Consider the following 22,601-nt stretch of genomic DNA (forward strand, 5'->3'; position numbering starts at 1 on the left):
AATTGTAATTTATTTTTTTGGAAGGTAATATTCAGGAATCCTATTTTCATTCGTTTCCTGAGTCCAGTAAATATTGATAACCCACCACCGTTTGCCATCATTTAAAAGTTGAATACTGTTAATGCCCCTCATAAACGGTTTTTTATCATCTCTACTATAAAAAGCTTCATAAGTACTGAATACTTGGGCAATATTACCAAAAGTATCTACCTCTCTATGTATTTCTTTTTCAAAAAAACCATTTTCAACCAACCATTTTCCAGAGCTCTTAACATAATCGTCAGGAGACATGTAGCGTACTTTAAGCTCTCCGTCTTTATTTTTGCCAGAAGGGATTAATTTAGCTCCGGGCTTGAATAAAAATTTGAATAGCTCCCAGTCTCTCGGAGCACCTCTTTCTCCCGAAATAACCGCATATAATGATTTAATTGTGTTATCCAGAGTTTTTACGTTTTCTGAGTAGTCTTTTGGTTGTTCTTTCTCTTTTTCTTGTGATGTCACAGATAATGTTACCATGCACAATAGTATAATGGCTATCGTTTTTTTCATCTTAAATTATGATAAATCTTATTTGATTAACAAAGTAAAGCTTTTGTTGGCTTTTAATCGTTAATGCTTTCTTAAATTTAAAGCTTTTTTATTGATGAATTCATCAAGGCTTGAGCTTAAGAAAATCGAGAATAATTATTTGAAGTTTTTCTTAATCCTATCTAAATCACGTTTATTATCGCGATCTTTAATCGTTTCTCGTTTATCATACAGTTTTTTACCTTTTGCTAGAGCGATATCCATTTTTGCATAGCCTTTTTCATTAATAAATAATCGTAAAGGAATAATAGTAAGTCCTGTATTTTGAACCTCTTTTAGTAGTTTTTTTAGTTCTTTTTTGTTTAGCAAAAGCTTTCTTTCTGCTTTAGGGCGATGATTGTAATAATTACCAAAAGCATATTCTTCAATAGTCATATTAATAACAAAAAGCTCCCCTTGTTCATTAAACTCACAAAAACTTTCGGCTATAGAAGCTCTGCTGCTGCGTATGGATTTAATTTCTGTCCCAGTTAGCACAATACCCGCTGTATACTTATCTAATATTTCATATAGAAAGCGAGCCTTTTTGTTTTGTATGTTAATGTTTTTTTGCATGGAGCACAAAACTACATAATTTTATGAAGTTATTTATGAACTCATTTTAGACTTTTTGGATTTGCTAAAAAATTGCTGTTTTAAGCTCTGTTTTTGTCTTTTTTTCCTTCCGTAGCTCTGCTATGCAACTCAAAAAAGTCTTCAACATAGGCAAAAACTTCTAATTTTCGCTTAAATCCAAAAAGTCTAAAATGAGTTCTATGTGTGATACTATCGAAAAATTAAATAAGGCGTTAAAGAATTATTAATTGATTATACTTTTAAGTAAATACAATTACTTTAGCAAGTAGAATTCAATTAGGTTGAGAATAGTATATGAAAAAAACGATTCTATTACTTTTAGTTTTATTGGTTTTAATGTCTTGCAGAAGTGTTAAAAAACATAATGAGCAAATAACAAAGCTGCATGATGTAATTAGTTTGCATGAAGATATAGATAAGATATATGAGCAATTAAAAAGACATCATCCCAAATTATACCAATATACATCGAAAGAAGTTTTAGACTTTAAGTTTGATAGCCTTAAAAATACGATCAAGACTCCAATTGATTCTCGAGAATTTTACAGAAAGCTAGCACCCGTAGTATCTCAGGTTAAACAAGGGCATATTTCGCTAAGTTCTGCAAATAAGTGGTATACAAAGAGAGAACGTAAAAAGTTACTTAAGAGAAAGTTTGAATTTTATGCACTAGATTTTGAGTATCTGGAAAATAAGCTTTGGGTTAAAAATACTAGAGGTAAAGATTCTACAATTGTAGGAAGTGAAGTTGTTAAAATTGAAGAGGATCTGGTTTCAGATTTAATAGATGTATATAAAACGCGTTTTTCTTCAGATGGCTATAATACCACATTACATAATAGGTATGTTGGGAGACATTTTTCTAATTTTTATTATAATGATAAAGGGTTTGTTGATAGCTTGAAGGTGACTTTTAAAAATAAAGATTCCTTGTTTGTTAAAACATTTAGAAGGGAACAAAAGCCAAAAAAGTCTAAAAAACAAGATTCTACTAAAGCTATAAAACCTAAAAAGCTAACCTCTGCAGAGAAAAAAGTAAATCGTTTAGCCTTTAAAAAGAAACGGAAATTTAATAGAAAACATGGATTTATAAAAAAACGTAAAGAATATACGCGAAACTTTGGTTTTATTAAAAAAGCTAAAGATGTTGCCTATATAAAATTAAGAAGCTTTACAAATGGTAATTATAAAAAATTCTATAAAGAGAGTTTTGCAAAATTAGATTCGGCACGTACGAAGTATTTAATCTTAGATTTAAGAGATAATGGGGGAGGTAGAATTGCTGAAATTGATTATTTGTATTCGTATTTAGCCAAGGAGAGCTATAAGTTTATTGAAGATAGTGAGGTAAATAGTCGTGTGCCGTTCCTGAAATTTTTAATGAGCAATACAACATCAAATAGTTTAAAAATATTATCTGGTATTGTATCGCCTATAATTGTTGTTCAGAATTTAATAAGAACTAGAAAACGAGACGGTAAATTGTATTATAGGTTCAGGCATACAAAAATTAAAACTCCTAGACCTTTACGTTTTAAAGGCGATATGTATGTTTTGATTAATGGGAATTCATTTTCGGCTTCATCTTTAATTTCTACACATTTAAAAGCGACTAAAAGAGCCACTTTTGTTGGTGAAGAAACGGGAGGTGCTTATAATGGGACTGTTGCTGGTATTTATAAAATATATGAATTGCCAAACACCAGACTAAAAATAAGGATGGGGATGATGCAAATAGAAGCACCGCAAAAACAAGAACCAGACGGTTATGGTGTAAAACCAGATATTGAAATTTCACCAACAATTAATGATAGACGTTTGGAAAAAGATTCCGAATTAGAATGGATATTAAATGATATTGAAGAAAAAGGGTAATATTCCCATGTGTATAATGGATGCTATTTAACATAAAAACGTGTTAAACAGTTCAATTTATTTTACTTTTCTTCTTAGTTTTATTCAAAACCCACCAAATTATGAAGCGTAATCAATTTATTAAATCAATTGGAATTACTTCTTTAATCATTCCAACATTACCCTTGGTTTCTTTTAGTAAACCACAAGAAGAGCCTCAATTAAACAAAGCGTTGGTTGAAGAGTTTGTTAGGGTCTCTCATGGTAAGCTTGATATGGTTAAAGAGTTACTTAAAGAACATCCAACACTTCTTAATGCTGCTCATGATTGGGGAGGCGGTGACTTCGAAACAGGTTTAGGAGCCGCAAGTCATGTAGGTAATAAAGACGTTGCACAATACCTTTTAGACAGAGGCGCACAGGCCAATGTTTTTACAGTTGCATTATTTGGAAAAATGGATATACTAAAGGCTATGATAGAATTTTCTCCCAGCTTAATCAATGCCAAAGGACCACATGGTTTTACTTTATTGCACCATGCCGAAAAAGGAGGTGATGACGCTTTAGAGATTAAAGAGTATTTAATGTCTCTAGGACAAAAAGAAACTAGAATACCTCTTTATTAAAAGCTCTTTTTTTATTGTCTACCCATAATAACATTCGTATTTTTGTTTTTAATTTTTTTAATAAAAACATCAAATATATTTTATGAATTCATACGATGTAGCCGTAATTGGTTCAGGACCTGGAGGATACGTGGCAGCAATACGTTGTGCACAATTAGGAATGAAAACAGCCATTATAGAAAAGTATTCTACATTAGGTGGTACTTGCTTAAATGTTGGTTGTATACCAAGTAAGGCTCTTTTAGATTCTTCTCATCATTATGAAGATGCAGTAAAACATTTTGAAGAGCATGGTATTGAAATACCAGGAGATGTTAAGGTGAATTTAGAAAAAATGATTGCTCGTAAACAAGCTGTAGTAGATCAAACAACTGGAGGTATTGATTTTCTTATGAAGAAAAACAATATTGATGTTTATCAAGGCTTAGGAAGTTTTAAAGATGCGACTCATATTATTATTTCAGGAGAAGAGACCACAGAAATTGAAGCAAAAAATACGATTATAGCAACTGGAAGTAAACCTTCAAATCTGCCTTTTATAAATATTGATAAAGAGCGTGTTATAACATCTACTGAAGCTTTGAAACTTAAAGAAATTCCAAAACATTTAATAGTGATTGGTGGGGGGGTTATAGGTTTAGAGCTTGGACAGGTTTATAAGAGATTAGGAGCAGACGTTTCTGTTGTTGAGTTTATGGATCGTATTATTCCAACCATGGATGCTGGCTTATCTAAAGAGCTTAATAAAGTTTTAAAGAAACAGAAATTCAAAATTAATGCGTCTCATAAAGTAAAGTCTGTGGAGCGTGTTGGTGATGAAGTTATAGTAAAAGCTGACAATAAAAAAGGAGAAGAAGTAGAATTTAAAGGAGACTATTGTTTAGTGTCTGTAGGACGTCGTCCTTATACAGATGGTTTAAACGCTGAAGCCGCAGGCATAAAATTAAATGATAGAGGACAGGTTGAAGTAAATGATCATTTACAAACAAGTGCATCGAACATTTATGCGATTGGAGATGTGGTTAAAGGTGCGATGTTAGCACACAAAGCAGAAGAAGAAGGCGTGTTTGTTGCTGAAACGATCGCAGGACAAAAACCACATATAGATTACAATTTAATTCCTGGTGTTGTTTACACATGGCCAGAAGTTGCTGCAGTTGGAAAAACAGAGGAGCAACTTAAAGAAGCTGGTGTTGCATATAAATCTGGACAATTTCCAATGCGTGCTTTAGGTAGAAGTAGGGCTAGTATGGATTTAGATGGATTTGTAAAGATTCTTGCAGATAAAACAACTGATGAGATTTTAGGAGTACATATGGTAGGAGCACGTGCCGCAGATATGATTGCTGAAGCTGTTGTAGCTATGGAATATAGAGCATCTGCTGAAGATGTATCACGTATGTCTCATGCACATCCTACATTTACAGAAGCTATCAAAGAAGCGGCTTTAGCGGCAACTGATGATAGAGCGTTGCATATTTAAACTGTATCAAAATAAAGAATAAAAAGAAAAGCGAACGCATTGAGTTCGCTTTTTTTATTGCTGTTTTTGAAATATGCACATTACTTATATTCATATTATAGGTCTACTAATTTTTATACGTATTAGTTTGTTTGTACTATTTTTGAATTAACGTGGGATGTGTTGTGGATTGATAATCAGTTGTTTAAAAGTTTTTAATTATAAATCATATCATTCCGAGGAACGTGGAGGAGAATCTCTTTAAGATGAGATGTCTCAAGTTTATCTTGAGTACTTCGACTCCGCTCAGTATAAACTCAAGTCGAAAGACTCATACTTCGCTCTGTCGATATTGTAAAGGTTAAGTAATTCGAGAACAAAAATTAGTAATTTAATAATTTTTGTTATGCGAATAAACATTTAAACTTTTTTCTTCCGATGATCCGTTTTAATAAATAAACTGACTTGTAATCTGTGTAAGTTTAAATCGTTTATAAAGCGATACATATAGCCTAATTGTAAATTACAAGATTTATTAAGATTAATTCCAAGAGCACTATAAAGCCTATTTTCTGAAAAGAAGTCTTTTTCAAGATGTACAAGAACTTCATTATTAGCACGAATAAAGAGTGTTTTATTTAACTTAATTTTTGTTCCTAATCGATATCTTAACCTGTTTTTTGATGTGTGTCCAACCCTAAGATTAAATAAACGCTGCTCTAGCCTTAGTCTATGGTCTATAGGTAAATTACCTAGCTCATGTTTATAGGCAAATTGCTCAGATATCCTGTATTCAAATATATGTCTACCTTCTAAACCTTGAATACTTCTATCAATGTCTAAAAAACTATATCCTAGCTCAAATTTTAGTTTACTGTTTATATGATAATTTATGCCCCCTTTAAGAAGCAGTAAATTAAGGTTTGTTGTTGGCTCATAAGCCCATATTTGTCCACCAGCAACAATACTTATCTTGTTTGATAATCTATGATTTCCAAAGTAAGTATACCAGGCTCCTAATTCGTCTTCAGGTGAAGTTTGTGAGTAACTTAATGAAATAGTAAATAAAAAAAAGAGGGCTATTATATAATGTTTCATGACTTTGAATTTGGGAAATGAGATATTTGGCGTTATAGTTTTTGTTGTTTTCAATTTATTAGAATCTAGTAATGTAAAAGGAGCTCAAAATGAACTCCTTTTAGTTAAATAAGAAAATCTATTGAAGGTGTTCGTATAAGTGATGATTTTCATCTGTTAATGGGCTACCCTCAATAATCTGACTTGAAGTTTGACCTTCAATTTTTCCAGTATTAATAGTAGGTATAACAAATAATTGTTCTAAAACTGTATCTGTAATTGTTGTTGAATCTTTCATTATTTTCAGTTTTAAGGTTACTATTAATAGTGTCTTTTAAATTTTAAAAGGGCCATATTATAGGGACTAATATGAGTGTTATAATAAAAAACATGAGCAGTAAAGGCGCTCCTACTTTTAGATAATTCATGAATTTATATCCACCAGCGGTCATTACCATGGCATTTGTTGTTGTGCCTATTGGTGTTAAGAAAGCTGTTGATGCACTTATGGCAACTACAATCATAAACGGAGCAGGAGACAGGTTTAATGAGTTTGCAGCAAGAATGGCTATGGGAGCCATTAAAACTGCTGTTGCTGAGTTATTGATCACTTGACTAAATGTTGTTGTTAGTAGGAATACGCCACCTAATAATAATACGGGGTGAATAGATCCTAAATAATTTACCAGACCATTAGCAATAACTTGGGCAGTCCCCGTTTTTTGTAGCGCAACGCCCATAGGAATCATTGCCGCAATCATAACAACACTGGTCCAACTAATCCCTTTATAAGCTTTGGAAATAGGAACACAACCTGTAAGCAAGACAATCCCAGCAGATATTAACGCTGCAATAGATCCAGGTACAATTTTAAAGACCATAAATATAATCATGAGTATTAAAGCTCCTAAAGCGATGTAAGATTTAGAACTCAGGCTTTCTACATTTTTGGCCATACCTTCAGGACTACCAATAATAACCAGATTTTCATGTTGCTTTTTTAAATCATCGATATCCTCCCAGGTACCTCGTATTAAAAAAGCGTCACCCGCTTTTACTATAATTTCTTTTTCTTTTAACGGTTTGTTATTTCTTGATGCTGCTAAAAGCTGAATACCGTAACGTTTAAAGTAGTCTCCTAATTTGTACTTCCTACCAACTAAAATAGAATTAGGGTTTACAATAACTTCGGTCATACCAACCTCCTGATTAATTAAGTTATGTTTTAACTCATCTGTAATGGGTTCCAGAGGTAGTAAACCTAACCTAAATGAGATCATAAGTTTATTAATCGCTTCTGTATCTCCTTTTACAGTAATTATATCATGATAGTATAGTTCTGTATTTGGACTAGGAAATTCTTCAAACTGAGGGATGCCTTTTAAAACATTTGGATGCCTTCTTTTTAATCGAATAATTGAGACATTATAATTTTTTTCAAACTGCCAATCTTCAATCTTTGTATTAATTAATGGAGATAGAGATCTTATACGTAATCTATAATACCCCTCATCAATTTTATAAGCCCCTATCCAATTATGTAAGGTAGATTCAATGTTTACAGGTTTATTGTTTGTTTTGTTTTTTGGTAACAGTTTATATCCTATGTACCTGAAATAAATTAATGCCACTATTAATAATGGAACCCCTATTAAAGCAAATTCAAAAAACGAGAATCCTTCAAAGCCAGCATCTATTAAAGCATTACTAGCAATAATATTAGGAGGTGTACCTGTTAAGGTTAGCAAGCCACCAGTGTTAGAACCAAAAGCAACGGGCATTAACATTTTTGATGGTAGTGTACCGATACTCCAAGCAGATGATATTGTAAGAGGCATTAAGGTGGCTACTGTGCCAGTATTACTTACAAAACCAGATAGCACACCAGCGCCTAGTGTTACAATAACCAGTAGTTTAGGAACACTTTTTCCAGCCCATTCTACAAATTTCTTACCAGCTAAAGCAGTCCATCCTGTTTGAGCAATGCCTTCACCAATAATGAAAAGAGCAGCAATCATAATAACTGTTGGATTGCTAAATCCACTCAGCGTTTCTGTTGGAGTTAAAATTCCTGTTAAGAATAAACCTATCATAGACATAAGAGCAACTATGTCTGGTGTAAACTTTCCCCAAACAAAGAGACCAATGGTAATAACTAAAATGACGAGCATTAAATAGATCATATTATGTAATTGTTTATTAGTTTTAGTGTGTATTAATTATAGGGTAAAATTACAGTTGGTTGGTACTAATAAGTATGATTAAAGTCATGCTTTTTCCAAGTGTGTTATTTTTGGGGAATTATGAAAATTTTGTACCATTAAGTATCAAAAATGAATACGAAAACGTATGAGTAATAATTAGTTTTTAATGATTTCTTATATATTTATTGAATATAGGTTTAGAGATAGAAAATAATTAACAAAATAGGTGGAGAAAACAGAATTTAAGATATCTAAAATGGATTGCCCTTCTGAAGAAAATTTAATTCGGATGAAATTAGAGGGCATAAAATCTGTTAAGAATTTAGAATTTGATATTCCAAACCGAAAACTTTTTGTGTTTCATACAGGAGACATAGATACTATTGAGAAATCTATAGATGAACTGAATTTAGGAGGGACAAAAAGAAGTACAAAACAAACTAATCAAACAGATTTTAAAGAAGATATTAATCAAAGAAAACTGCTTTGGATTGTATTGGGTATTAATTTTTTCTTTTTTATTATAGAAATGATTACAGGTTTAATTTCTAAATCAATGGGACTTGTAGCAGACAGTTTAGATATGCTCGCAGATAGTTTTGTTTATGGTATGAGCCTATTTGCAGTTGGGAGTACATTTATTATGAAAAAGCGAATTGCAAAACTAGCAGGCTATTTTCAAATTATATTAGCGCTTATCGGTTTTGTTGAAGTTTTAAGACGGTTTTTTAGTAAAGCCGTATTACCTGATTTCTCAACTATGATAATTGTTTCTATTTTTGCACTTATAGCTAATGGAATTTGTTTATATGTGCTACAAAAAAATAAAAATAAAGAAGAAGCCCATATACAAGCTAGTATGATTTTTACATCAAATGATGTGATTATTAACTTAGGAGTTATTATAGCTGGAGTTTTAGTAACTTGGCTAAATTCAAACAAGCCAGATTTAATAATAGGAATGATTGTTTTTGTTTTAGTAATTCAAGGTGCTTTTAGAATTTTAAAACTTAGTAAATAAAAAATACGAATAATAGACTAATAAGATAGTGTTATGAAAATAGATATTCTTGCCATTGGAGCACACCCTGATGATGTGGAATTAGGGTGTGGCGGTACCATAGCAAAAGAAATAGCCAATGGAAAGAAAGTAGGGATCATAGATTTAACTAGAGGAGAATTAGGAACACGAGGGACTGCAGAAACAAGAGATATTGAAGCTGATGATGCGGCCAAAATACTTGGTGTTGATTTTCGTGTTAATATGAGGTTTGCAGATGGTTTTTTTGTGAATGATAAAAAGCATCAATTAGAAATTATTAAAATGATTCGTAAATACCAGCCGGACATTGTGCTTTGTAATGCTGTTGATGATAGACATATAGATCATGGAAAAGGAAGTAAATTGGTTAGTGATGCTTGTTTTTTAAGTGGATTAATTAAAATAGAAACCAATGATGGGGAAGAAGTTCAAAGTCCATGGAGACCTAAGCAAGTATACCATTATATACAATGGAAAAACTTAAAACCAGATTTAGCTGTTGATATATCGGAGTTTGTAGATACAAAAATGGCTTCTGTACTAGCTTATAAAACGCAGTTTTATGATAGTAGTAGTCAAGAACCAGAAACGCCTATTTCTAGTAAGAATTTTACAGATAGTATTGTTTATAGAGCTAGAGACTTAGGTAGGCTTGTAGGTGTTGAATATGCTGAAGGTTTTACTGTTGAGAGACATGTTGCGGTTGATAGTTTGTTCGATATTAAATAGTTATAATTTCCAGCAATTTTATTTTTGGATTCAATAAAAAATATTAAAAAAAGTCTTTGTAGATAAAGTTTAAATCAATTACATTTGCACACGCATTACAAAATGCAAGTTACATGGTGGTTGTAGCTCAGTTGGTTAGAGCATTGGTTTGTGGTACCAAGGGTCGCCGGTTCGAATCCGGTCTTCCACCCAAAAGCAAAAGCCTTTCAAGAAATTGAAAGGCTTTTTTTGTTTTATTTGCTTTCTTCCTTATATGTAGCTCAATCCACTTTTACACGTTCAGCTCTATTAGCTATTTCCCAAGCTGTGTGAAAAATTAGGCGCGCTCGGGTTTCTAATAAATCGTATTGTATTTTGTCTGGAGTATCTGTAGGTCTATGATAATCGGCATGTGTACCGTTAAAATAGAAAATAACAGGAATATTATTTTTGGCAAAATTGTAATGATCGGAACGGTAATAAAAACGATTGGGGTCGTTATCATCATTATATGTGTAATCAAAGGTTATATTAACATATTCCTTGTTTACTGCTTCAGAAATATTATGTAATTCTTTGCTTAATTTATCCGATCCTATTAAATATAAATAGTTTCTGTTGTCTTTATGTTTTTGATCTACGCGACCAATCATATCTATATTTAAATTTGCAACTGTATTTGCTAAGGGAAAAACAGGATCTTCATCTGTGTAATATCTAGAACCAAATAAGCCTATTTCTTCACCCGTAACATGTAAAAATAATATGGAACGTTTTGGGCCGTAACCTTTATCTGAAGCAGCTTTAAAAGCTTCAGCAATTTCTAAAATGGCAACAGTACCAGATCCATCATCATCTGCACCATTGTTTATATCGCCATTACCAGAAATACCAATATGATCTAAATGTGCAGAAATTATAACGACTTCGTCTGGTTTTTCAGTCCCTTTTATATAGGCTAAAACATTTTCTGAAGCCTTTATACTCCTAGTAAAATAATCTGCGGGGATTTCTTGAAAATAATCACCTTCTGCAATAGGAGAAGCAATACCTGTTGATACATAGTGGTTTTTAATAAACTCAATCGCTTTCTTTTGTCCAGGTTCCCCCGTTTTTCTGCCTTCAAACTCATCTGAAGCGTATATATAAAGTGCTTCTTTTAATTCGGCAGCAGTAATAGTTTTTGCAAAGTCTTTTACCGCATCAGCATTTTTTGAAGCTTTCTTATTTTGAGAAGTAATACATGCGACTGTGGATAGTGTAGCACATAGAAGAATTGCTAATTTTTTCATTTTATAAAAATATATTTGCTACGATATTACAAAAATGAATTAATAGAATAACAACTTTTCAGTCTAATTTAACAGTTCGTTGTATTCATCTACAACGATACGATGTTTTTGATTGGCAATTTGCCATGCAGTTGCAAATATTAGTTTTGTTCGTCTTTGTAATAAGTCGTAGTCTATTTTGTCTGGAGTGTCTGTTGGTTCATGATAATCACTATGCTCTCCATTAAAATAAAAAATAACAGGTATGCCTTTTAATGCAAAATTATAGTGGTCAGAACGTGAGTAGTATTGATGTCCTTCACCTTCAATATTATATCTGTAATCTATATCTATATTAAAATAAGAATTATTTACTTTTTCGGATATATAGTGAAGTTCTTTACTTAATCTATCTGAGCCTATTAAATATATATAGTCTTTATTATTTTGATGTATCTCGTCAACCCTCCCTATCATGTCAATGTTTAGGTTAGTTATTGTGTTTTCTAAAGGAAAAACAGGGTGTTGCGTATAAAATTCAGAGCCTTGTTTCCCTATTTCTTCTGCAGTTAAATGTAAAAACAAGATGCTTCGTTTTGGACCATGACCATCTTTTTTTGCTAGTTTAAAAGCTTGTGCCATTTCCATAATAGCTACGGTGCCTGAGCCATCATCATCTGCACCATGATTTATTTGCCCATCATCGGTAATACCGAGATGATCAAGATGAGCAGAAATAATAATAATGTCTTCTGGATATTCACTGCCTTCAATATATGCCAAAACATTTTCAGAACTCTTTATGCCTTCCGAAAAAAAGCCTTTAGGAATAACTTGATAATAATTGTCCCCTCCAAAAGGAGACGCTATATTCTCATTTTTATAATATGATTTTAGGAATTCTGAAGCTAATTTTTGACCTTTTTCACCAACTTTTCGACCTTCAAATTCATCCGAAGAAAATTTATATAAGTGCGTTTTTAATTCTTTAACAGTAATGGTATTAGCGTAATTAACTACGTTAGCACTATCTACTAACAGAATACTATCCTTGAGATTTTGGATTCTTGCGGTATATTTTGGGGTTGAGCATGTACCAATAAGTACGAATGCTGATAGTATATAAAGGGTTTTCATGCGTTTTTAGTCCGATTTTATACGCAACTTTACAGTCAAATCATTTTCAAGGGGTCGGAAAACTTTTGGTGTGATAGTTTTGTTCTAAGCTTTAAGGTACAAATATATATAAAACTAGGAGAAATTACTTACCAATTAATATTAAATCTGCATTACCAATTTCCAAATTTATAAGTTATTCTGTCTAGTTTTCGTTAAAACCCGTTTCTGGTTATTTGTAATGTTTTGGGGTTAACTATGTCATTTTTAGCGAAAATAGATTTATAGGCAGTTATTACTAATACTACAATAGTAAATATGAATGCGAATTGGACTATCTTTTTAGTTTTACCATTTTTTTTTGATAGATAAAATGCTAATAACCCAAACGTTAATCCAGCAACACTAGATACGATTTCTAAATTATAGATTAGAAGCCCTAATAGCATTATTGCTAGAATAGAAGCTAAAGTTGCCAAAAAAACAAAGATTATTTTCATGTATATTTTTTTTGTTCTTTAAATCTGGTACTGATTTAATTTTCGCTATGATTACCTGTATTATTTTGTGAGGGATGAGAGATAATTAATACAAAAAATCAAAAATAGCATATTTATGAGTTTGTCTTATCATTAATTATGCCGAAAGTGAAATATTTATTTGTTTTTTTGAATATTTTCATTTTTTGTAAGTAATAGATTTCAACTGACATTTGTCATAGTTTTTTTTTGATTTAGAAACTATATTTACTTACAATCCTATTTTTATACTTCAATGAAAACTATATTGTTACCCACAGATTTTTCTAAGAACTCTATAAATTCTATTGATTTTGCTGTAGAATTGTTTAAGGATATAGAGTGTAAATTTTATTTGCTTAATGTACAAAAGGCATCATCCTTTATTTCTGATGACATGATGGCGGTTACATCTACAACAACTATTTATAATACGATAATTGATGCCGCTAAAAAGTCCTTATCAAACATTATTTCTAAATTGAAGAAACGTTATAAGAATGATAAACACCGTTTTTACTCAATGGTTGATTATGATAATTTTATAGATTCTATCAATCAGGTTTCTAATAAAAATCAAGTCGATCTAATAATTATGGGAACCAAAGGAGCTACTGGATTGCAAAAAGTGATTTTTGGAAGCAATACAGTTCGGGTTATACAACGATGTAATTTACCAGTACTTGCAATCCCAGATAATTGCACCTTTTCTAACTTAAATAAAGTAGTTTTTACTACTAATAATTTGACTTCATTTGATGCTACTCGTCTAATAGCCCTTACCGATTTAGTAAGCTTGTATGATTCCAAATTACATGTTCTGCATGTTGCAGATGAAAATCATATAGCACAAAAGCAAAACAAGAACGTTGATTTTTTTAATGCACTTTTCACGAATCTTATTCATGATTATATAGATATAAAAGCTAAAGATATGTATCATGTTGTGCACAAATATATTGTTAGGAATGATATAAAAATGCTATGTATGATTGGTGAGAAACATTCTTTTTTAGAACGCTTATTTAATAAACATTTAGTTGAAACTTTTGCATTTAGTATCGATGTCCCCTTTCTGGTAATGAAAAATAATTAACTTAAAATATGTAAAATGAAAGTATCAGTCCTTTTTATCGTATTCATTTTTATGCTTACAAGTTGCAAAAACTCTAAAGATGAAAATAATAGAACTTTAACCGAATCTTATAATAAGCCACTCCAAGAGCATCCTGGAAAAAAACTTATGGAAACGCATTGTTATTTATGCCATGATGCCTCTACAGGTGAGGAAGAAAGATTAGGACCTCCTATGATAGCCATTAAAAAACGCTATATTTTTAAAGACACCTCAAAAGATGAATTCATAAAAGATATGCAAGATTGGATTAAGAATCCAAATGAGAAAGATGCAAAAATGTTTGGAGCTGTAAAGCGATTTGGAGTCATGCAAAAGCTACCTTATCCAGAAGACGTTATTGAGCAAATTGGTGACTATATGTTTGATAATGATATTGAACAACCTGAGTGGTTTGAAGAACATTATAAACAAATGAGAAGGAATATGAAACGATAAATGATGCTTGATTATAGAATAATCAATTTCCATATCATTGTATAAAAAGAGTTTAACACAAAATGCTGTTAAGCTCTTTTTTTGGATTAGGGTATAGCTGCTAATAATTGTAACAGAGATTAATTATTTAGAATAGTTTTTTGTTAAACTGTAACAAATTATGAAATGTCACGTCATATAAGTATCAATCAAAAAAAAAAACAAATCACAATGATGAGACAAGATAATCAACTTTTAGTCATTACCCATTTAAGTCAGTTAATAACCTTAGTTACAGGTTTTGGTAGTTTATTGTTGCCACTTATATTATGGCTTACACAAAAAGAAAAAGTGTATCAAATGGACGAGCACGGTAAAAACATTATAAACTTTCAGTTAAGTTTAATTGTTTATTTCCTAATATGTATTCCTTTAATATTACTATTTGGTTTAGGTTTATTAGGCTTTGTGATTTTAGGTGTTATTTCTATAATATTTCCTATTATAAATGCTATTAAAGCCAGTAAGGGAGAGGTGCCAATATATCCTTTGTCTTTTAAATTTGTAAATTAAAATTAGATGACATAAATAACAATATCGTTATTTCAAAATAAGTTTATCTCTAGATCTTTATTAGTTAGTTTATTATTAGTATGAGATAAATAAAACGCTCACTTGTTGGTGGGCGTTTTACATTCCTGCGAAGGCAGGAATCTTCTGAATTAAAAATAGGCTATCAAAATATTTTGATAGCCTATTAAATTTATTTATAATAAATAAAGTCTTTATATCTCTTTGATGAGATTCCTGCCTTCGCAGGAATTGTTTATGAATTTAGCATCACAGGCATTACGAGCATGGTGACTTGTTCACCTTCATCAAGCCCATCTATAGGAGTTAAGATACCAGCCCTATTTGGCATACTCATTTCTAATTGTACTTCGTCAGATCCAAGATTATTAAGCATCTCAGTTAAAAAACGTGAGTTGAAACCAATTTGCATATCGTCTCCTTGGTAATCGCAAGTTAAACGTTCTTCCGCTTTATTGCTGTAGTCTATATCTTCTGCAGAAATATTAAGCTCTGCACCAGCAATTTTTAAACGTATTTGATGTGTTGTTTTATTTGAAAAGATACTAACACGTCTTACAGAATTTAAAAATTGTGTTCTGTCAATAACTAATTTATTAGGATTTTCTTTTGGTATAACAGCTTCATAATTTGGGTATTTACCATCGATTAAACGGCAAATCAATTCAGAGTTTTCAAATGTAAACTTAGCATTCGATTCGTTATATTCTATAGTGACATCATCTTCGCTAGCAGCCAAAATACCTTTTAAAAGATTTAGAGGTTTTTTAGGCATGATGAATTCTGCAACTTGGTTTGCTTTAATATCTTCTCGTGTATATTTTACCAATTTATGTGCATCTGTAGCAACAAAAGTTAAACCTTCTGTTGAGAATTGAAAAAATACACCGCTCATAACTGGGCGTAAATCGTCATTTCCAGCTGCAAAAATAGTTTTGCTAATCGCTGTGGCTAACACATCTCCAGTAACAACTGTTTTACTTGGATCTTCAAGAGAGACGGCTTTAGGAAACTCATTGCCATCTGCATAAGCTAAAGCATATTTTCCATGATTTGAGCTAATTTCAATCGTATTATTATCTTCTACAACAAACGTTAGAGGTTGTTCAGGAAATGTTTTTAAAGTATCTAATAACAAACGAGCAGGAATAGCAACACTACCTTTGCTATCGCTTTCTACATCAAGAGACGATGCCATAGTGGTTTCTAAGTCACTTGCCGAAACTGTCAATTTAGTATGGTCTAATTCAAATAAAAAATTATCTAAAATAGGTAAGGTATTAGAGCTATTAATAACACCCCCTAAAACTTGTAATTGTTTTAATAAATAGGTACTGGATACTATAAATTTCATGTATTTACAATGAGTTTAAATTTTAAATAAAGTTACTTACAAATATATTGGATACTGACTAAAATTGGAAACAAACTTATTAACATTTAAGAAGCGTATTTTTTCTTTCTGAAGTAATTAAAACCTAAACCAAATAAGGTTAGTAATAGTAGTGGTAATGCGATGTTTATAAGTCGCCATTTGGTTTTTTGCGCTGCTATTTTTTGTTGACTTAGGAACGCGATAGCAATTTCTTTAGAACGAATGTTTATAAGTCCATCATCATCTAGCAAATAATTTACAGCGTTGAGTAAGAATTCTTTATTACCGTAGGTTTTTCCCGTCCAACGATCAAAACCTAATTCTTGCGGTCTATTTTTTATAACGTCATTTTTAATAATATTGCCATCCGCAATAACAATTATTTTAGTAGGGATGCTTTTATTTTTTTCTTCTGAAAGTTTAAAAGCTTTTATACGATTGCTATAAAGAGACTTAAATTCACCTTCTAATAAAACGGCTAATGTTTGATTTCCTTTATTAAAAAATGTAGGATCTGGTTCTTGAGTCACTAAATTTAAACTTATTTCTCTCGGCGTTCCCTCTAGTTTGCTTAAAGGCGCCGTTTCTAAAAGAATCGTTTTATGAATATCGTTTTTAAGTGTATCAATTTGGTTTGCAAAATCGAATTTGACTAAATTCAAATTATTAACAATGGGATGCTTACTATTTGAGTTCGCTAATGGTGAATAAGGCCAACGTAAATGCTGAAATTGCGATTCGCTACCTTCTCCCATAGCCAAGGTAATAGGCGCAGAGTAAAGTGTACTGACTATAACAGGATTCACACGAACTCCGTATTTAAAAAAGAAGTCGGTTAAATTTAAATCTCTGGCCACTGCAACGTTTTTACCTGTATTATTATACAAGCTATCTTTTTCCATGGTTACAGCATCGATAAGCCATAAACTTTTACCACCATTCATGGTAAATTGATCCAAAACCAGTTTTTCTTTTTCTGTAAAAGCTTCGGTGGGTTTTGCAGAAATGATTAAATCGTAAGCCTTGATATCCTTAAGTGTTTTTTGTGGATTACTACCAACACTATCTAAGGTAAAGGGAGCAATAAGATAATACTCTCCGAGTTTTTTAACGAAGTCAGCAATGTATTTATCTTCTAATTGATCATTACCTTTTAGAATAGCAATTTTTCTGCGTTTAGGGCTTATTAGTTTGTTAAATCCGTCTGAGAAAGCATATTCTAAATGCTGTACAGAATTAGTAACTAACTCTTGTTGAGAAGCTCCTATTTTATTTTTTATTAAAGGAATAATAACCGTTTGATCGTTGTAACTGGCCAAAGCCCATGGGAAGATTACTGCCTGTGTCGCTTTTCCGCTTTCTTGTACGCTTAATTGCATGGGAGTTAATCCACGTTGTGTAAGTTGTTGTATGTTGCGTTCTCTTGTAGATTCGTCTTCTAACGGATTAATAAAATTAAAAATAATATGACTGTTTTCGGCTGAAAACTCTTCAAGTAATTGTTTGGTTTCTTTTTGAAGACGTCTAAATTCCGAAGGGAAATCGTCTCCACTTAAAAAGATATCTACTATAATAGGTGATTCTATATCATTTATGATATTTATAGCAGATTCACTTAAGGTATAACGATTATCTGAAGTTAAATCAAAGCGTTTGAAAATTTTACTACCAAAAATGTTAATTACAATGATTGCAACTAAAAGTATCGCTATATGTTTAATGTTTTTATTCAAAGGTTTTTTCTAATTGATAGTGTCTGATATTTACAACGGTATTGTTCTTAAAATCGAGTTCTATACATTCTTGCATATTATTGAAAGCGCCTGGTTTAATACCTAGATTGTAATTCCATTTATCCGACGACTCTTTTTTTAAACTATCATTCCAACCAAACCATTCACTTTTTCCTAAAAGCGTTTCTACGTCTTCTTTAGTTTTATGAAGAAACAAGTTTTTATCGAGTATTTCTTGAGACATTTCATAGCGTAATGCGGGTTTGTCTTTCCATAGTTCTGTATCAAAATGCTTTTGATGGTGGTAACTACTAAAAATGTTTAGTACTGGGTAAAATATATAAAAATAAACAAGCGGTGTTAATACCAAACTTATTAGTAAACTAACCCATTTACGTTTGTCTATTGTGTTTGCAAATAACCAAACCAGTGCAAAAACAAGTATTAAGAAAATAACAAATAAGGGGGTTAAAATCATTTCTTTTCTCTGTTGATATTTATTTTGGTTAGCATTAAAAAGAAGACGGTCACACTTAAAAAGTATAAAATATTGCGTGTATCTAACACACCACGGCTCATGCTTTTAAAATGTATGCTCATTCCTAATTGTTCTATAAAACTACTGGAGACAAAATCTGCTATGCCTTCAAAACCTATATAAAATAGAAAGCAAATAAATACCGCTATAATAAACGACACGATTTGATTGTCTGATAGAGAAGATGCATATACACCTATAGCAGTATAAGCTGCAACTAGAAATAATAAGCCAAAATAGGAGCCTAGTGTACTACCTACATCTAAGTTGCCCATTGGGTTTCCTAGTTGGTAAACGGTATACACATAAAGTAAGGTTGGTAAAAGTGCTATTAAAATTAAAATGAAAGCCCCTAAATATTTTCCTAAAATGATATTTAAATGAGATATTGGCTTTGTAAGTAAAAGTTCCAGAGTGCCTTGCTTTTTTTCATCAGAAAAACTACGCATAGTTACCGCAGGAATTAGGAATATTAAAATCCAGGGCGCCAATAAAAAGAAAGGTGATAAATCCGCAAAGCCATAATCCAGAATATTAAACTCACCTTTAAATAACCATAAGAATAATCCATTTAAGACTAAAAAAATGGCAATAACTAAATAGCCAATGGGTGATGCGAAAAATGAGTTGATTTCTTTTTTAAGTATTGCTAGCATTTATTTTATTTTGTGCATCGTAACAAGTCACTTTATAGTTGTTGCTCAAAAGCGTTTAAAGAGACGCGCTAATCTATGTAATTTTATTTTTTTATTCGAAAGATCTCAATAACAAATTTATCAATTTGTCTCACAATAACGTTTTAATTATATATTAAAATTTTAAAAAGAACTCAATATAGCTTCAAAAGGATCTACTTTAATAGTGCCTTTAGTTGGAATCATATTTTGCCAAACCCAATTATAATGTTCAATGACCTTTTCCGCACTTAGGTGTGGTCTGTTTCCTGTTGTATGACCATCTTTTACAACTGTAATATTATAATCTTTAGCTAAAGCAGATTGTATGGTAGCTTCTACACAAAAATCGGTAGCACAACCTGTAATGTATAATTCATTAATGTTATGAGCATCTAATTCAGATTTTAGATTTGAATTATAAAATACATCATTTGCATATTTACTTATTAGTATATCATCCTTAGATATTTGTAATTCAGACACTATTTCCCATGCCTCTGTATTAGGTATAAACTCATGATGCTTACTGCCATCATGCTGAATATAAAAAATATGATTTCCAGAAGTTCTAAACCTGTCTGCTAAAGTGTTTATTCTGTTTACTACACCAGATGCGTCATGTCGCGGCGTTTCTGGAGTAAAGGATCCCTTTTGCATATCGATTACCAGAAGTGCTTTTGTACTCATTACTAATTTAAAGTTTCTAATTTATCAACGCTCCATGCCATAGGAGGTATATTAAATAAAGGTTTGGTTTTAGACCAAACGTTTTTAAAGACATCAGATTGTCTGTAATTTTCTAAATCATCTTCCGTGTCCCAATAACTGTAGGTGAAAAATATAGTTGGATCATTTTTATCTCTATAAAGTTCTAAAAATTGACAGCCTTCAAAATGTCTTATTTTTTCTTTATTAGCTTCAAAATTAGCAAGAAAAGTTTTGATGTTTTGCTCGTAAAACCCCATTTTTACAATTCTCACAAACATAATTTAATCTTTTAAAAAGTTAACACTAATAGCATCCATTAAGCCAAGTCCCATAAGTGTTGATGCACTGCCTACCGTGCCGCTATTACTTTTGTAAACGGCAATTTCTAAAAAATCACCAGAGTTAAAAACGACTAGCCCTCTGCCTTCATCATTTCGTTTGTTTTCTTCTATATCAAAGTTTACAAAATCACTGTATTTATCAAAAATAGTTTTAAACTTATTATTTCTTGCCGAAATTTCGAAAGCACGTCCTTTCTGTATCGTTTCAAAGAAGTTTCTTTTAATATTGGTAATAACATTGCCATAGTTATCAATATAAATAACACTACCAATAATTTGTGTTTTATCGTCATTCACGTAAGGCACAATATTTTTAATCGGTTTTATTTCTTTAATAGTTTTACCTATAACCTCTAAAGTACCTCCACGTGCAATATGACAGGCCGCTTTTACAAACACATCTAAAACAGGAAAGCTGGTTTGTATTTTGTCGTGAATATTGATTTCTACAATTTTTTCGGGTGCAATTTCAGCACAAATCATACTCATGATACCATTATTGGCACAGATGAAAAAATGATCATCTAGCTTAACAGCAATATGTTTATTTTCTGGGTTTATCTCAGAATCAATTCCTATAATATGTATGGTGCCTTTAGGAAAACTACTGTATGCATTTTTAATGATATAAGCTGCTTCCGGAATACTAAAAGGTGAGATAGAATGAGAGATATCAACAATTTTAACATCATGAAGTTCGCTGTAAATGGCTCCTTTAGTTGCACCAGCAAAGTGATCTTTTTCACCAAAATCAGTAGTTAATGTTATTATCGCCATTGGCAAAATTGTTGATATGTTTTTAGCGTTTGGTCACCCAAATTTATGTATTTTTGAGATTTAACAAAACTAATGAAATCATTTCATCGATTAAATATTATTTTGATTTAAATCTGATGAGATAAAAAATTAAACTCACGCCTTTGAATGAAATTATAATCGAACTTGAAGAAATTACTCCAAAAGAGTTTTTTGGAGCTCAAAACGCCAATATTGCACTTCTTAAAAAGTACTTTCCTAAACTCAAAATAGTCGCAAGAGGTAACAAAATAAAAGCCTTTGGAGACGAAGAATTATTAGAAGAATTTGATCGTAGAATCACCATGCTTTTAAAACATTTCGCAAAATATAACAAGCTTGATGAGAATGTTATTGAACGTGTTTTAACAAGCCAGAGCAGTGATGACTATACAACTTCAAAACAAAGTGGCGAAGTTATCGTGCATGGTGTTGGCGGTAAGCTTATTAAAGCACAAACTGCAAACCAACGTAAAATGGTCGAGCTTATGCGTAAAAACGATATGGTTTTTGCTATAGGTCCTGCGGGAACAGGTAAAACCTATACAGGTGTTGCATTAGCGGTTCAGGCTTTAAAAAACAAAGAAGTTAAGCGTATTATTTTAACACGTCCAGCAGTAGAAGCAGGGGAGAATTTAGGGTTTTTACCTGGTGATTTAAAGGAGAAATTAGATCCATACATGCAACCTTTGTATGATGCATTGCGTGATATGATTGCTCCTGAAAAACTGGCGCATTATATAGAAAATGGAACGATTCAAATAGCACCATTGGCGTTTATGCGTGGTCGTACGTTGGATAATGCTTTTGTGATTTTAGATGAAGGGCAAAATACAACACATGCGCAAATGAAAATGTTTTTAACCCGTATGGGGAAGAACGCTAAGTTTTTATTAACAGGTGATCCTGGACAAATAGATTTACCACGTCGTACCATTTCTGGTTTAAAAGAAGCCCTTTTAATTTTGAAGAATGTAGACGGTGTGGGTATGATATTTTTAGATGATAAAGATGTAATTCGTCATAAACTGGTTAAAAAGGTTATTGAGGCATACGAAGGGATTGAGAATAGATCTTAAATCAGTATTCAGTGTTCTAGTTGTATACGTAATAAAAATACAAACAGGATGTCACACTGAGCTTGTCGAAGTGTCTCATCAAAAAAGTAAAGTAATTTTGTCACTCTTATTTTGGCAGAAACCTAAAAACAAAAGTTCTCGGTAATCCCGATTTCAAATAGGAATCACCC

At 31.6% G+C, this 22,601-nt stretch carries 24 protein-coding genes and 1 tRNA gene; 10 read left to right on the forward strand and 15 right to left on the reverse strand.

Annotated elements, in window-relative coordinates; translation table 11 throughout:
* Positions 1–9: 9 nt before the first annotated feature.
* A complete protein-coding gene (locus Q4Q39_RS14810; protein ID WP_303283332.1) occupies positions 10–549 on the reverse strand; it encodes a hypothetical protein in 540 nt (179 codons plus the stop codon).
* Between the two features lie 135 nt (positions 550–684).
* Entirely contained in the window at positions 685–1,143 is a 459-nt protein-coding gene (gene smpB / locus Q4Q39_RS14815; RefSeq protein WP_303283333.1) for an SsrA-binding protein SmpB, read from the reverse strand.
* A 315-nt stretch (positions 1,144–1,458) separates the two neighbouring features.
* On the opposite strand from smpB, the gene Q4Q39_RS14820 reads away from it, so the two are divergent.
* From Q4Q39_RS14820 to lpdA, 3 genes are all read left to right on the forward strand, one after another.
* On the forward strand, positions 1,459–3,039 hold the full coding sequence (locus Q4Q39_RS14820; RefSeq protein ID WP_303283334.1) for a S41 family peptidase: 1,581 nt from the start codon (positions 1,459–1,461) through the stop codon (positions 3,037–3,039).
* Positions 3,040–3,140: 101 nt separating this feature from the next.
* Positions 3,141–3,644 carry an ankyrin repeat domain-containing protein gene (locus Q4Q39_RS14825; protein ID WP_303283335.1) on the forward strand — a complete coding sequence of 168 codons (504 nt, stop codon included), beginning with the start codon at positions 3,141–3,143 and terminating at the stop codon, positions 3,642–3,644.
* An 82-nt stretch (positions 3,645–3,726) separates the two neighbouring features.
* Positions 3,727–5,127, forward strand: a complete 1,401-nt coding sequence (gene lpdA, locus Q4Q39_RS14830) for a dihydrolipoyl dehydrogenase (RefSeq protein ID WP_303283336.1) — start codon at positions 3,727–3,729, stop codon at positions 5,125–5,127.
* A 399-nt stretch (positions 5,128–5,526) separates the two neighbouring features.
* On the opposite strand, the gene Q4Q39_RS14835 is transcribed toward lpdA, so the two are convergent.
* The 3 genes from Q4Q39_RS14835 to Q4Q39_RS14845 form a co-directional block, all read right to left on the reverse strand.
* Positions 5,527–6,204 carry a DUF2490 domain-containing protein gene (locus Q4Q39_RS14835; RefSeq protein ID WP_303283337.1) on the reverse strand — a complete coding sequence of 226 codons (678 nt, stop codon included), beginning with the start codon at positions 6,202–6,204 and terminating at the stop codon, positions 5,527–5,529.
* 118 nt (positions 6,205–6,322) lie between these two features.
* A complete protein-coding gene (locus Q4Q39_RS14840) occupies positions 6,323–6,481 on the reverse strand; it encodes a hypothetical protein (protein WP_303283338.1) in 159 nt (52 codons plus the stop codon).
* A gap of 43 nt (positions 6,482–6,524) precedes the next feature.
* Complete coding sequence (locus tag Q4Q39_RS14845; protein ID WP_303283339.1) at positions 6,525–8,354, reverse strand: SLC13 family permease; 1,830 nt, start codon at positions 8,352–8,354, stop codon at positions 6,525–6,527.
* A gap of 259 nt (positions 8,355–8,613) precedes the next feature.
* On the opposite strand from Q4Q39_RS14845, the gene Q4Q39_RS14850 reads away from it, so the two are divergent.
* From Q4Q39_RS14850 to Q4Q39_RS14860, 3 genes are all read left to right on the forward strand, one after another.
* Positions 8,614–9,408, forward strand: a complete 795-nt coding sequence (locus tag Q4Q39_RS14850) for a cation efflux transmembrane domain-containing protein (RefSeq protein ID WP_303283340.1) — start codon at positions 8,614–8,616, stop codon at positions 9,406–9,408.
* A gap of 33 nt (positions 9,409–9,441) precedes the next feature.
* Entirely contained in the window at positions 9,442–10,158 is a 717-nt protein-coding gene (gene bshB1 / locus Q4Q39_RS14855) for a bacillithiol biosynthesis deacetylase BshB1 (RefSeq protein WP_303283341.1), read from the forward strand.
* 115 nt (positions 10,159–10,273) lie between these two features.
* Positions 10,274–10,349, forward strand: a tRNA-His gene (locus Q4Q39_RS14860).
* 69 nt (positions 10,350–10,418) lie between these two features.
* On the opposite strand, the gene Q4Q39_RS14865 is transcribed toward Q4Q39_RS14860, so the two are convergent.
* The 3 genes from Q4Q39_RS14865 to Q4Q39_RS14875 all read right to left on the reverse strand — a co-directional run bounded on the left by Q4Q39_RS14865 (position 10,419) and on the right by Q4Q39_RS14875 (position 13,024).
* Positions 10,419–11,429 carry a M28 family metallopeptidase gene (locus tag Q4Q39_RS14865; protein WP_303283342.1) on the reverse strand — a complete coding sequence of 337 codons (1,011 nt, stop codon included), beginning with the start codon at positions 11,427–11,429 and terminating at the stop codon, positions 10,419–10,421.
* Between the two features lie 63 nt (positions 11,430–11,492).
* Complete coding sequence (locus Q4Q39_RS14870; protein ID WP_303283343.1) at positions 11,493–12,545, reverse strand: M28 family peptidase; 1,053 nt, start codon at positions 12,543–12,545, stop codon at positions 11,493–11,495.
* Between the two features lie 194 nt (positions 12,546–12,739).
* A complete protein-coding gene (locus Q4Q39_RS14875) occupies positions 12,740–13,024 on the reverse strand; it encodes an FUSC family protein (RefSeq protein ID WP_303283344.1) in 285 nt (94 codons plus the stop codon).
* Positions 13,025–13,298: 274 nt separating this feature from the next.
* Here Q4Q39_RS14875 and Q4Q39_RS14880 point away from each other — a divergent pair, with 274 nt between their 5' ends.
* From Q4Q39_RS14880 to Q4Q39_RS14890, 3 genes are all read left to right on the forward strand, one after another.
* The gene (locus tag Q4Q39_RS14880) at positions 13,299–14,138 is read left to right on the forward strand and encodes a universal stress protein (RefSeq protein ID WP_303283346.1); all 840 of its coding nucleotides are present in this window, start codon (positions 13,299–13,301) and stop codon (positions 14,136–14,138) included.
* Between the two features lie 15 nt (positions 14,139–14,153).
* The gene (locus tag Q4Q39_RS14885; protein ID WP_303283347.1) at positions 14,154–14,615 is read left to right on the forward strand and encodes a c-type cytochrome; all 462 of its coding nucleotides are present in this window, start codon (positions 14,154–14,156) and stop codon (positions 14,613–14,615) included.
* 213 nt (positions 14,616–14,828) lie between these two features.
* Positions 14,829–15,167: a DUF4870 domain-containing protein gene (locus tag Q4Q39_RS14890; protein WP_303283576.1), complete on the forward strand. Its 339-nt coding sequence runs from the start codon at positions 14,829–14,831 to the stop codon at positions 15,165–15,167.
* 253 nt (positions 15,168–15,420) lie between these two features.
* On the opposite strand, the gene dnaN is transcribed toward Q4Q39_RS14890, so the two are convergent.
* The 7 genes from dnaN to Q4Q39_RS14925 all read right to left on the reverse strand — a co-directional run bounded on the left by dnaN (position 15,421) and on the right by Q4Q39_RS14925 (position 21,334).
* Positions 15,421–16,539, reverse strand: a complete 1,119-nt coding sequence (gene dnaN, locus Q4Q39_RS14895; protein WP_303283348.1) for a DNA polymerase III subunit beta — start codon at positions 16,537–16,539, stop codon at positions 15,421–15,423.
* A gap of 86 nt (positions 16,540–16,625) precedes the next feature.
* Complete coding sequence (gldG, locus tag Q4Q39_RS14900; RefSeq protein WP_303283349.1) at positions 16,626–18,293, reverse strand: gliding motility-associated ABC transporter substrate-binding protein GldG; 1,668 nt, start codon at positions 18,291–18,293, stop codon at positions 16,626–16,628.
* Complete coding sequence (locus Q4Q39_RS14905) at positions 18,286–18,771, reverse strand: hypothetical protein (protein WP_303283350.1); 486 nt, start codon at positions 18,769–18,771, stop codon at positions 18,286–18,288. Before Q4Q39_RS14905 ends, gldG begins: the two co-directional genes overlap by 8 nt.
* Positions 18,768–19,487, reverse strand: coding sequence for a gliding motility-associated ABC transporter permease subunit GldF (gene gldF / locus Q4Q39_RS14910; RefSeq protein ID WP_303283351.1), 720 nt, complete (start codon positions 19,485–19,487; stop codon positions 18,768–18,770). Before gldF ends, Q4Q39_RS14905 begins: the two co-directional genes overlap by 4 nt.
* Positions 19,488–19,649: 162 nt before the next feature.
* Positions 19,650–20,195 carry an isochorismatase family protein gene (locus Q4Q39_RS14915; protein WP_303283352.1) on the reverse strand — a complete coding sequence of 182 codons (546 nt, stop codon included), beginning with the start codon at positions 20,193–20,195 and terminating at the stop codon, positions 19,650–19,652.
* A 2-nt stretch (positions 20,196–20,197) separates the two neighbouring features.
* Positions 20,198–20,494, reverse strand: coding sequence for a putative quinol monooxygenase (locus Q4Q39_RS14920; RefSeq protein ID WP_303283353.1), 297 nt, complete (start codon positions 20,492–20,494; stop codon positions 20,198–20,200).
* A 3-nt stretch (positions 20,495–20,497) separates the two neighbouring features.
* A complete protein-coding gene (locus Q4Q39_RS14925; protein WP_303283354.1) occupies positions 20,498–21,334 on the reverse strand; it encodes an SAM hydrolase/SAM-dependent halogenase family protein in 837 nt (278 codons plus the stop codon).
* Positions 21,335–21,477: 143 nt separating this feature from the next.
* Here Q4Q39_RS14925 and Q4Q39_RS14930 point away from each other — a divergent pair, with 143 nt between their 5' ends.
* Entirely contained in the window at positions 21,478–22,431 is a 954-nt protein-coding gene (locus Q4Q39_RS14930; RefSeq protein WP_303283355.1) for a PhoH family protein, read from the forward strand.
* Positions 22,432–22,601: the final 170 nt, after the last annotated feature.

The organism is Flavivirga amylovorans (genome assembly GCF_030540875.1).
GTDB classification, from domain to species: domain Bacteria; phylum Bacteroidota; class Bacteroidia; order Flavobacteriales; family Flavobacteriaceae; genus Flavivirga; species Flavivirga amylovorans.

Coding starts and splice junctions, on each gene's coding strand:
- Q4Q39_RS14810 (WP_303283332.1), bottom strand. CDS start 549: ATGAAAAAAACGATAGCCATTATACTATTGTGCATGGTAACATTATCT.
- smpB (WP_303283333.1), bottom strand. CDS start 1,143: ATGCAAAAAAACATTAACATACAAAACAAAAAGGCTCGCTTTCTATAT.
- Q4Q39_RS14820 (WP_303283334.1), top strand. CDS start 1,459: ATGAAAAAAACGATTCTATTACTTTTAGTTTTATTGGTTTTAATGTCT.
- Q4Q39_RS14825 (WP_303283335.1), top strand. CDS start 3,141: ATGAAGCGTAATCAATTTATTAAATCAATTGGAATTACTTCTTTAATC.
- lpdA (WP_303283336.1), top strand. CDS start 3,727: ATGAATTCATACGATGTAGCCGTAATTGGTTCAGGACCTGGAGGATAC.
- Q4Q39_RS14835 (WP_303283337.1), bottom strand. CDS start 6,204: ATGAAACATTATATAATAGCCCTCTTTTTTTTATTTACTATTTCATTA.
- Q4Q39_RS14840 (WP_303283338.1), bottom strand. CDS start 6,481: ATGAAAGATTCAACAACAATTACAGATACAGTTTTAGAACAATTATTT.
- Q4Q39_RS14845 (WP_303283339.1), bottom strand. CDS start 8,354: ATGCTCGTCATTTTAGTTATTACCATTGGTCTCTTTGTTTGGGGAAAG.
- bshB1 (WP_303283341.1), top strand. CDS start 9,442: ATGAAAATAGATATTCTTGCCATTGGAGCACACCCTGATGATGTGGAA.
- Q4Q39_RS14865 (WP_303283342.1), bottom strand. CDS start 11,429: ATGAAAAAATTAGCAATTCTTCTATGTGCTACACTATCCACAGTCGCA.
- Q4Q39_RS14870 (WP_303283343.1), bottom strand. CDS start 12,545: ATGAAAACCCTTTATATACTATCAGCATTCGTACTTATTGGTACATGC.
- Q4Q39_RS14875 (WP_303283344.1), bottom strand. CDS start 13,024: ATGAAAATAATCTTTGTTTTTTTGGCAACTTTAGCTTCTATTCTAGCA.
- Q4Q39_RS14880 (WP_303283346.1), top strand. CDS start 13,299: ATGAAAACTATATTGTTACCCACAGATTTTTCTAAGAACTCTATAAAT.
- Q4Q39_RS14885 (WP_303283347.1), top strand. CDS start 14,154: ATGAAAGTATCAGTCCTTTTTATCGTATTCATTTTTATGCTTACAAGT.
- Q4Q39_RS14890 (WP_303283576.1), top strand. CDS start 14,829: ATGAGACAAGATAATCAACTTTTAGTCATTACCCATTTAAGTCAGTTA.
- dnaN (WP_303283348.1), bottom strand. CDS start 16,539: ATGAAATTTATAGTATCCAGTACCTATTTATTAAAACAATTACAAGTT.
- Q4Q39_RS14905 (WP_303283350.1), bottom strand. CDS start 18,771: ATGATTTTAACCCCCTTATTTGTTATTTTCTTAATACTTGTTTTTGCA.
- gldF (WP_303283351.1), bottom strand. CDS start 19,487: ATGCTAGCAATACTTAAAAAAGAAATCAACTCATTTTTCGCATCACCC.
- Q4Q39_RS14915 (WP_303283352.1), bottom strand. CDS start 20,195: ATGAGTACAAAAGCACTTCTGGTAATCGATATGCAAAAGGGATCCTTT.
- Q4Q39_RS14920 (WP_303283353.1), bottom strand. CDS start 20,494: ATGTTTGTGAGAATTGTAAAAATGGGGTTTTACGAGCAAAACATCAAA.
- Q4Q39_RS14925 (WP_303283354.1), bottom strand. CDS start 21,334: ATGGCGATAATAACATTAACTACTGATTTTGGTGAAAAAGATCACTTT.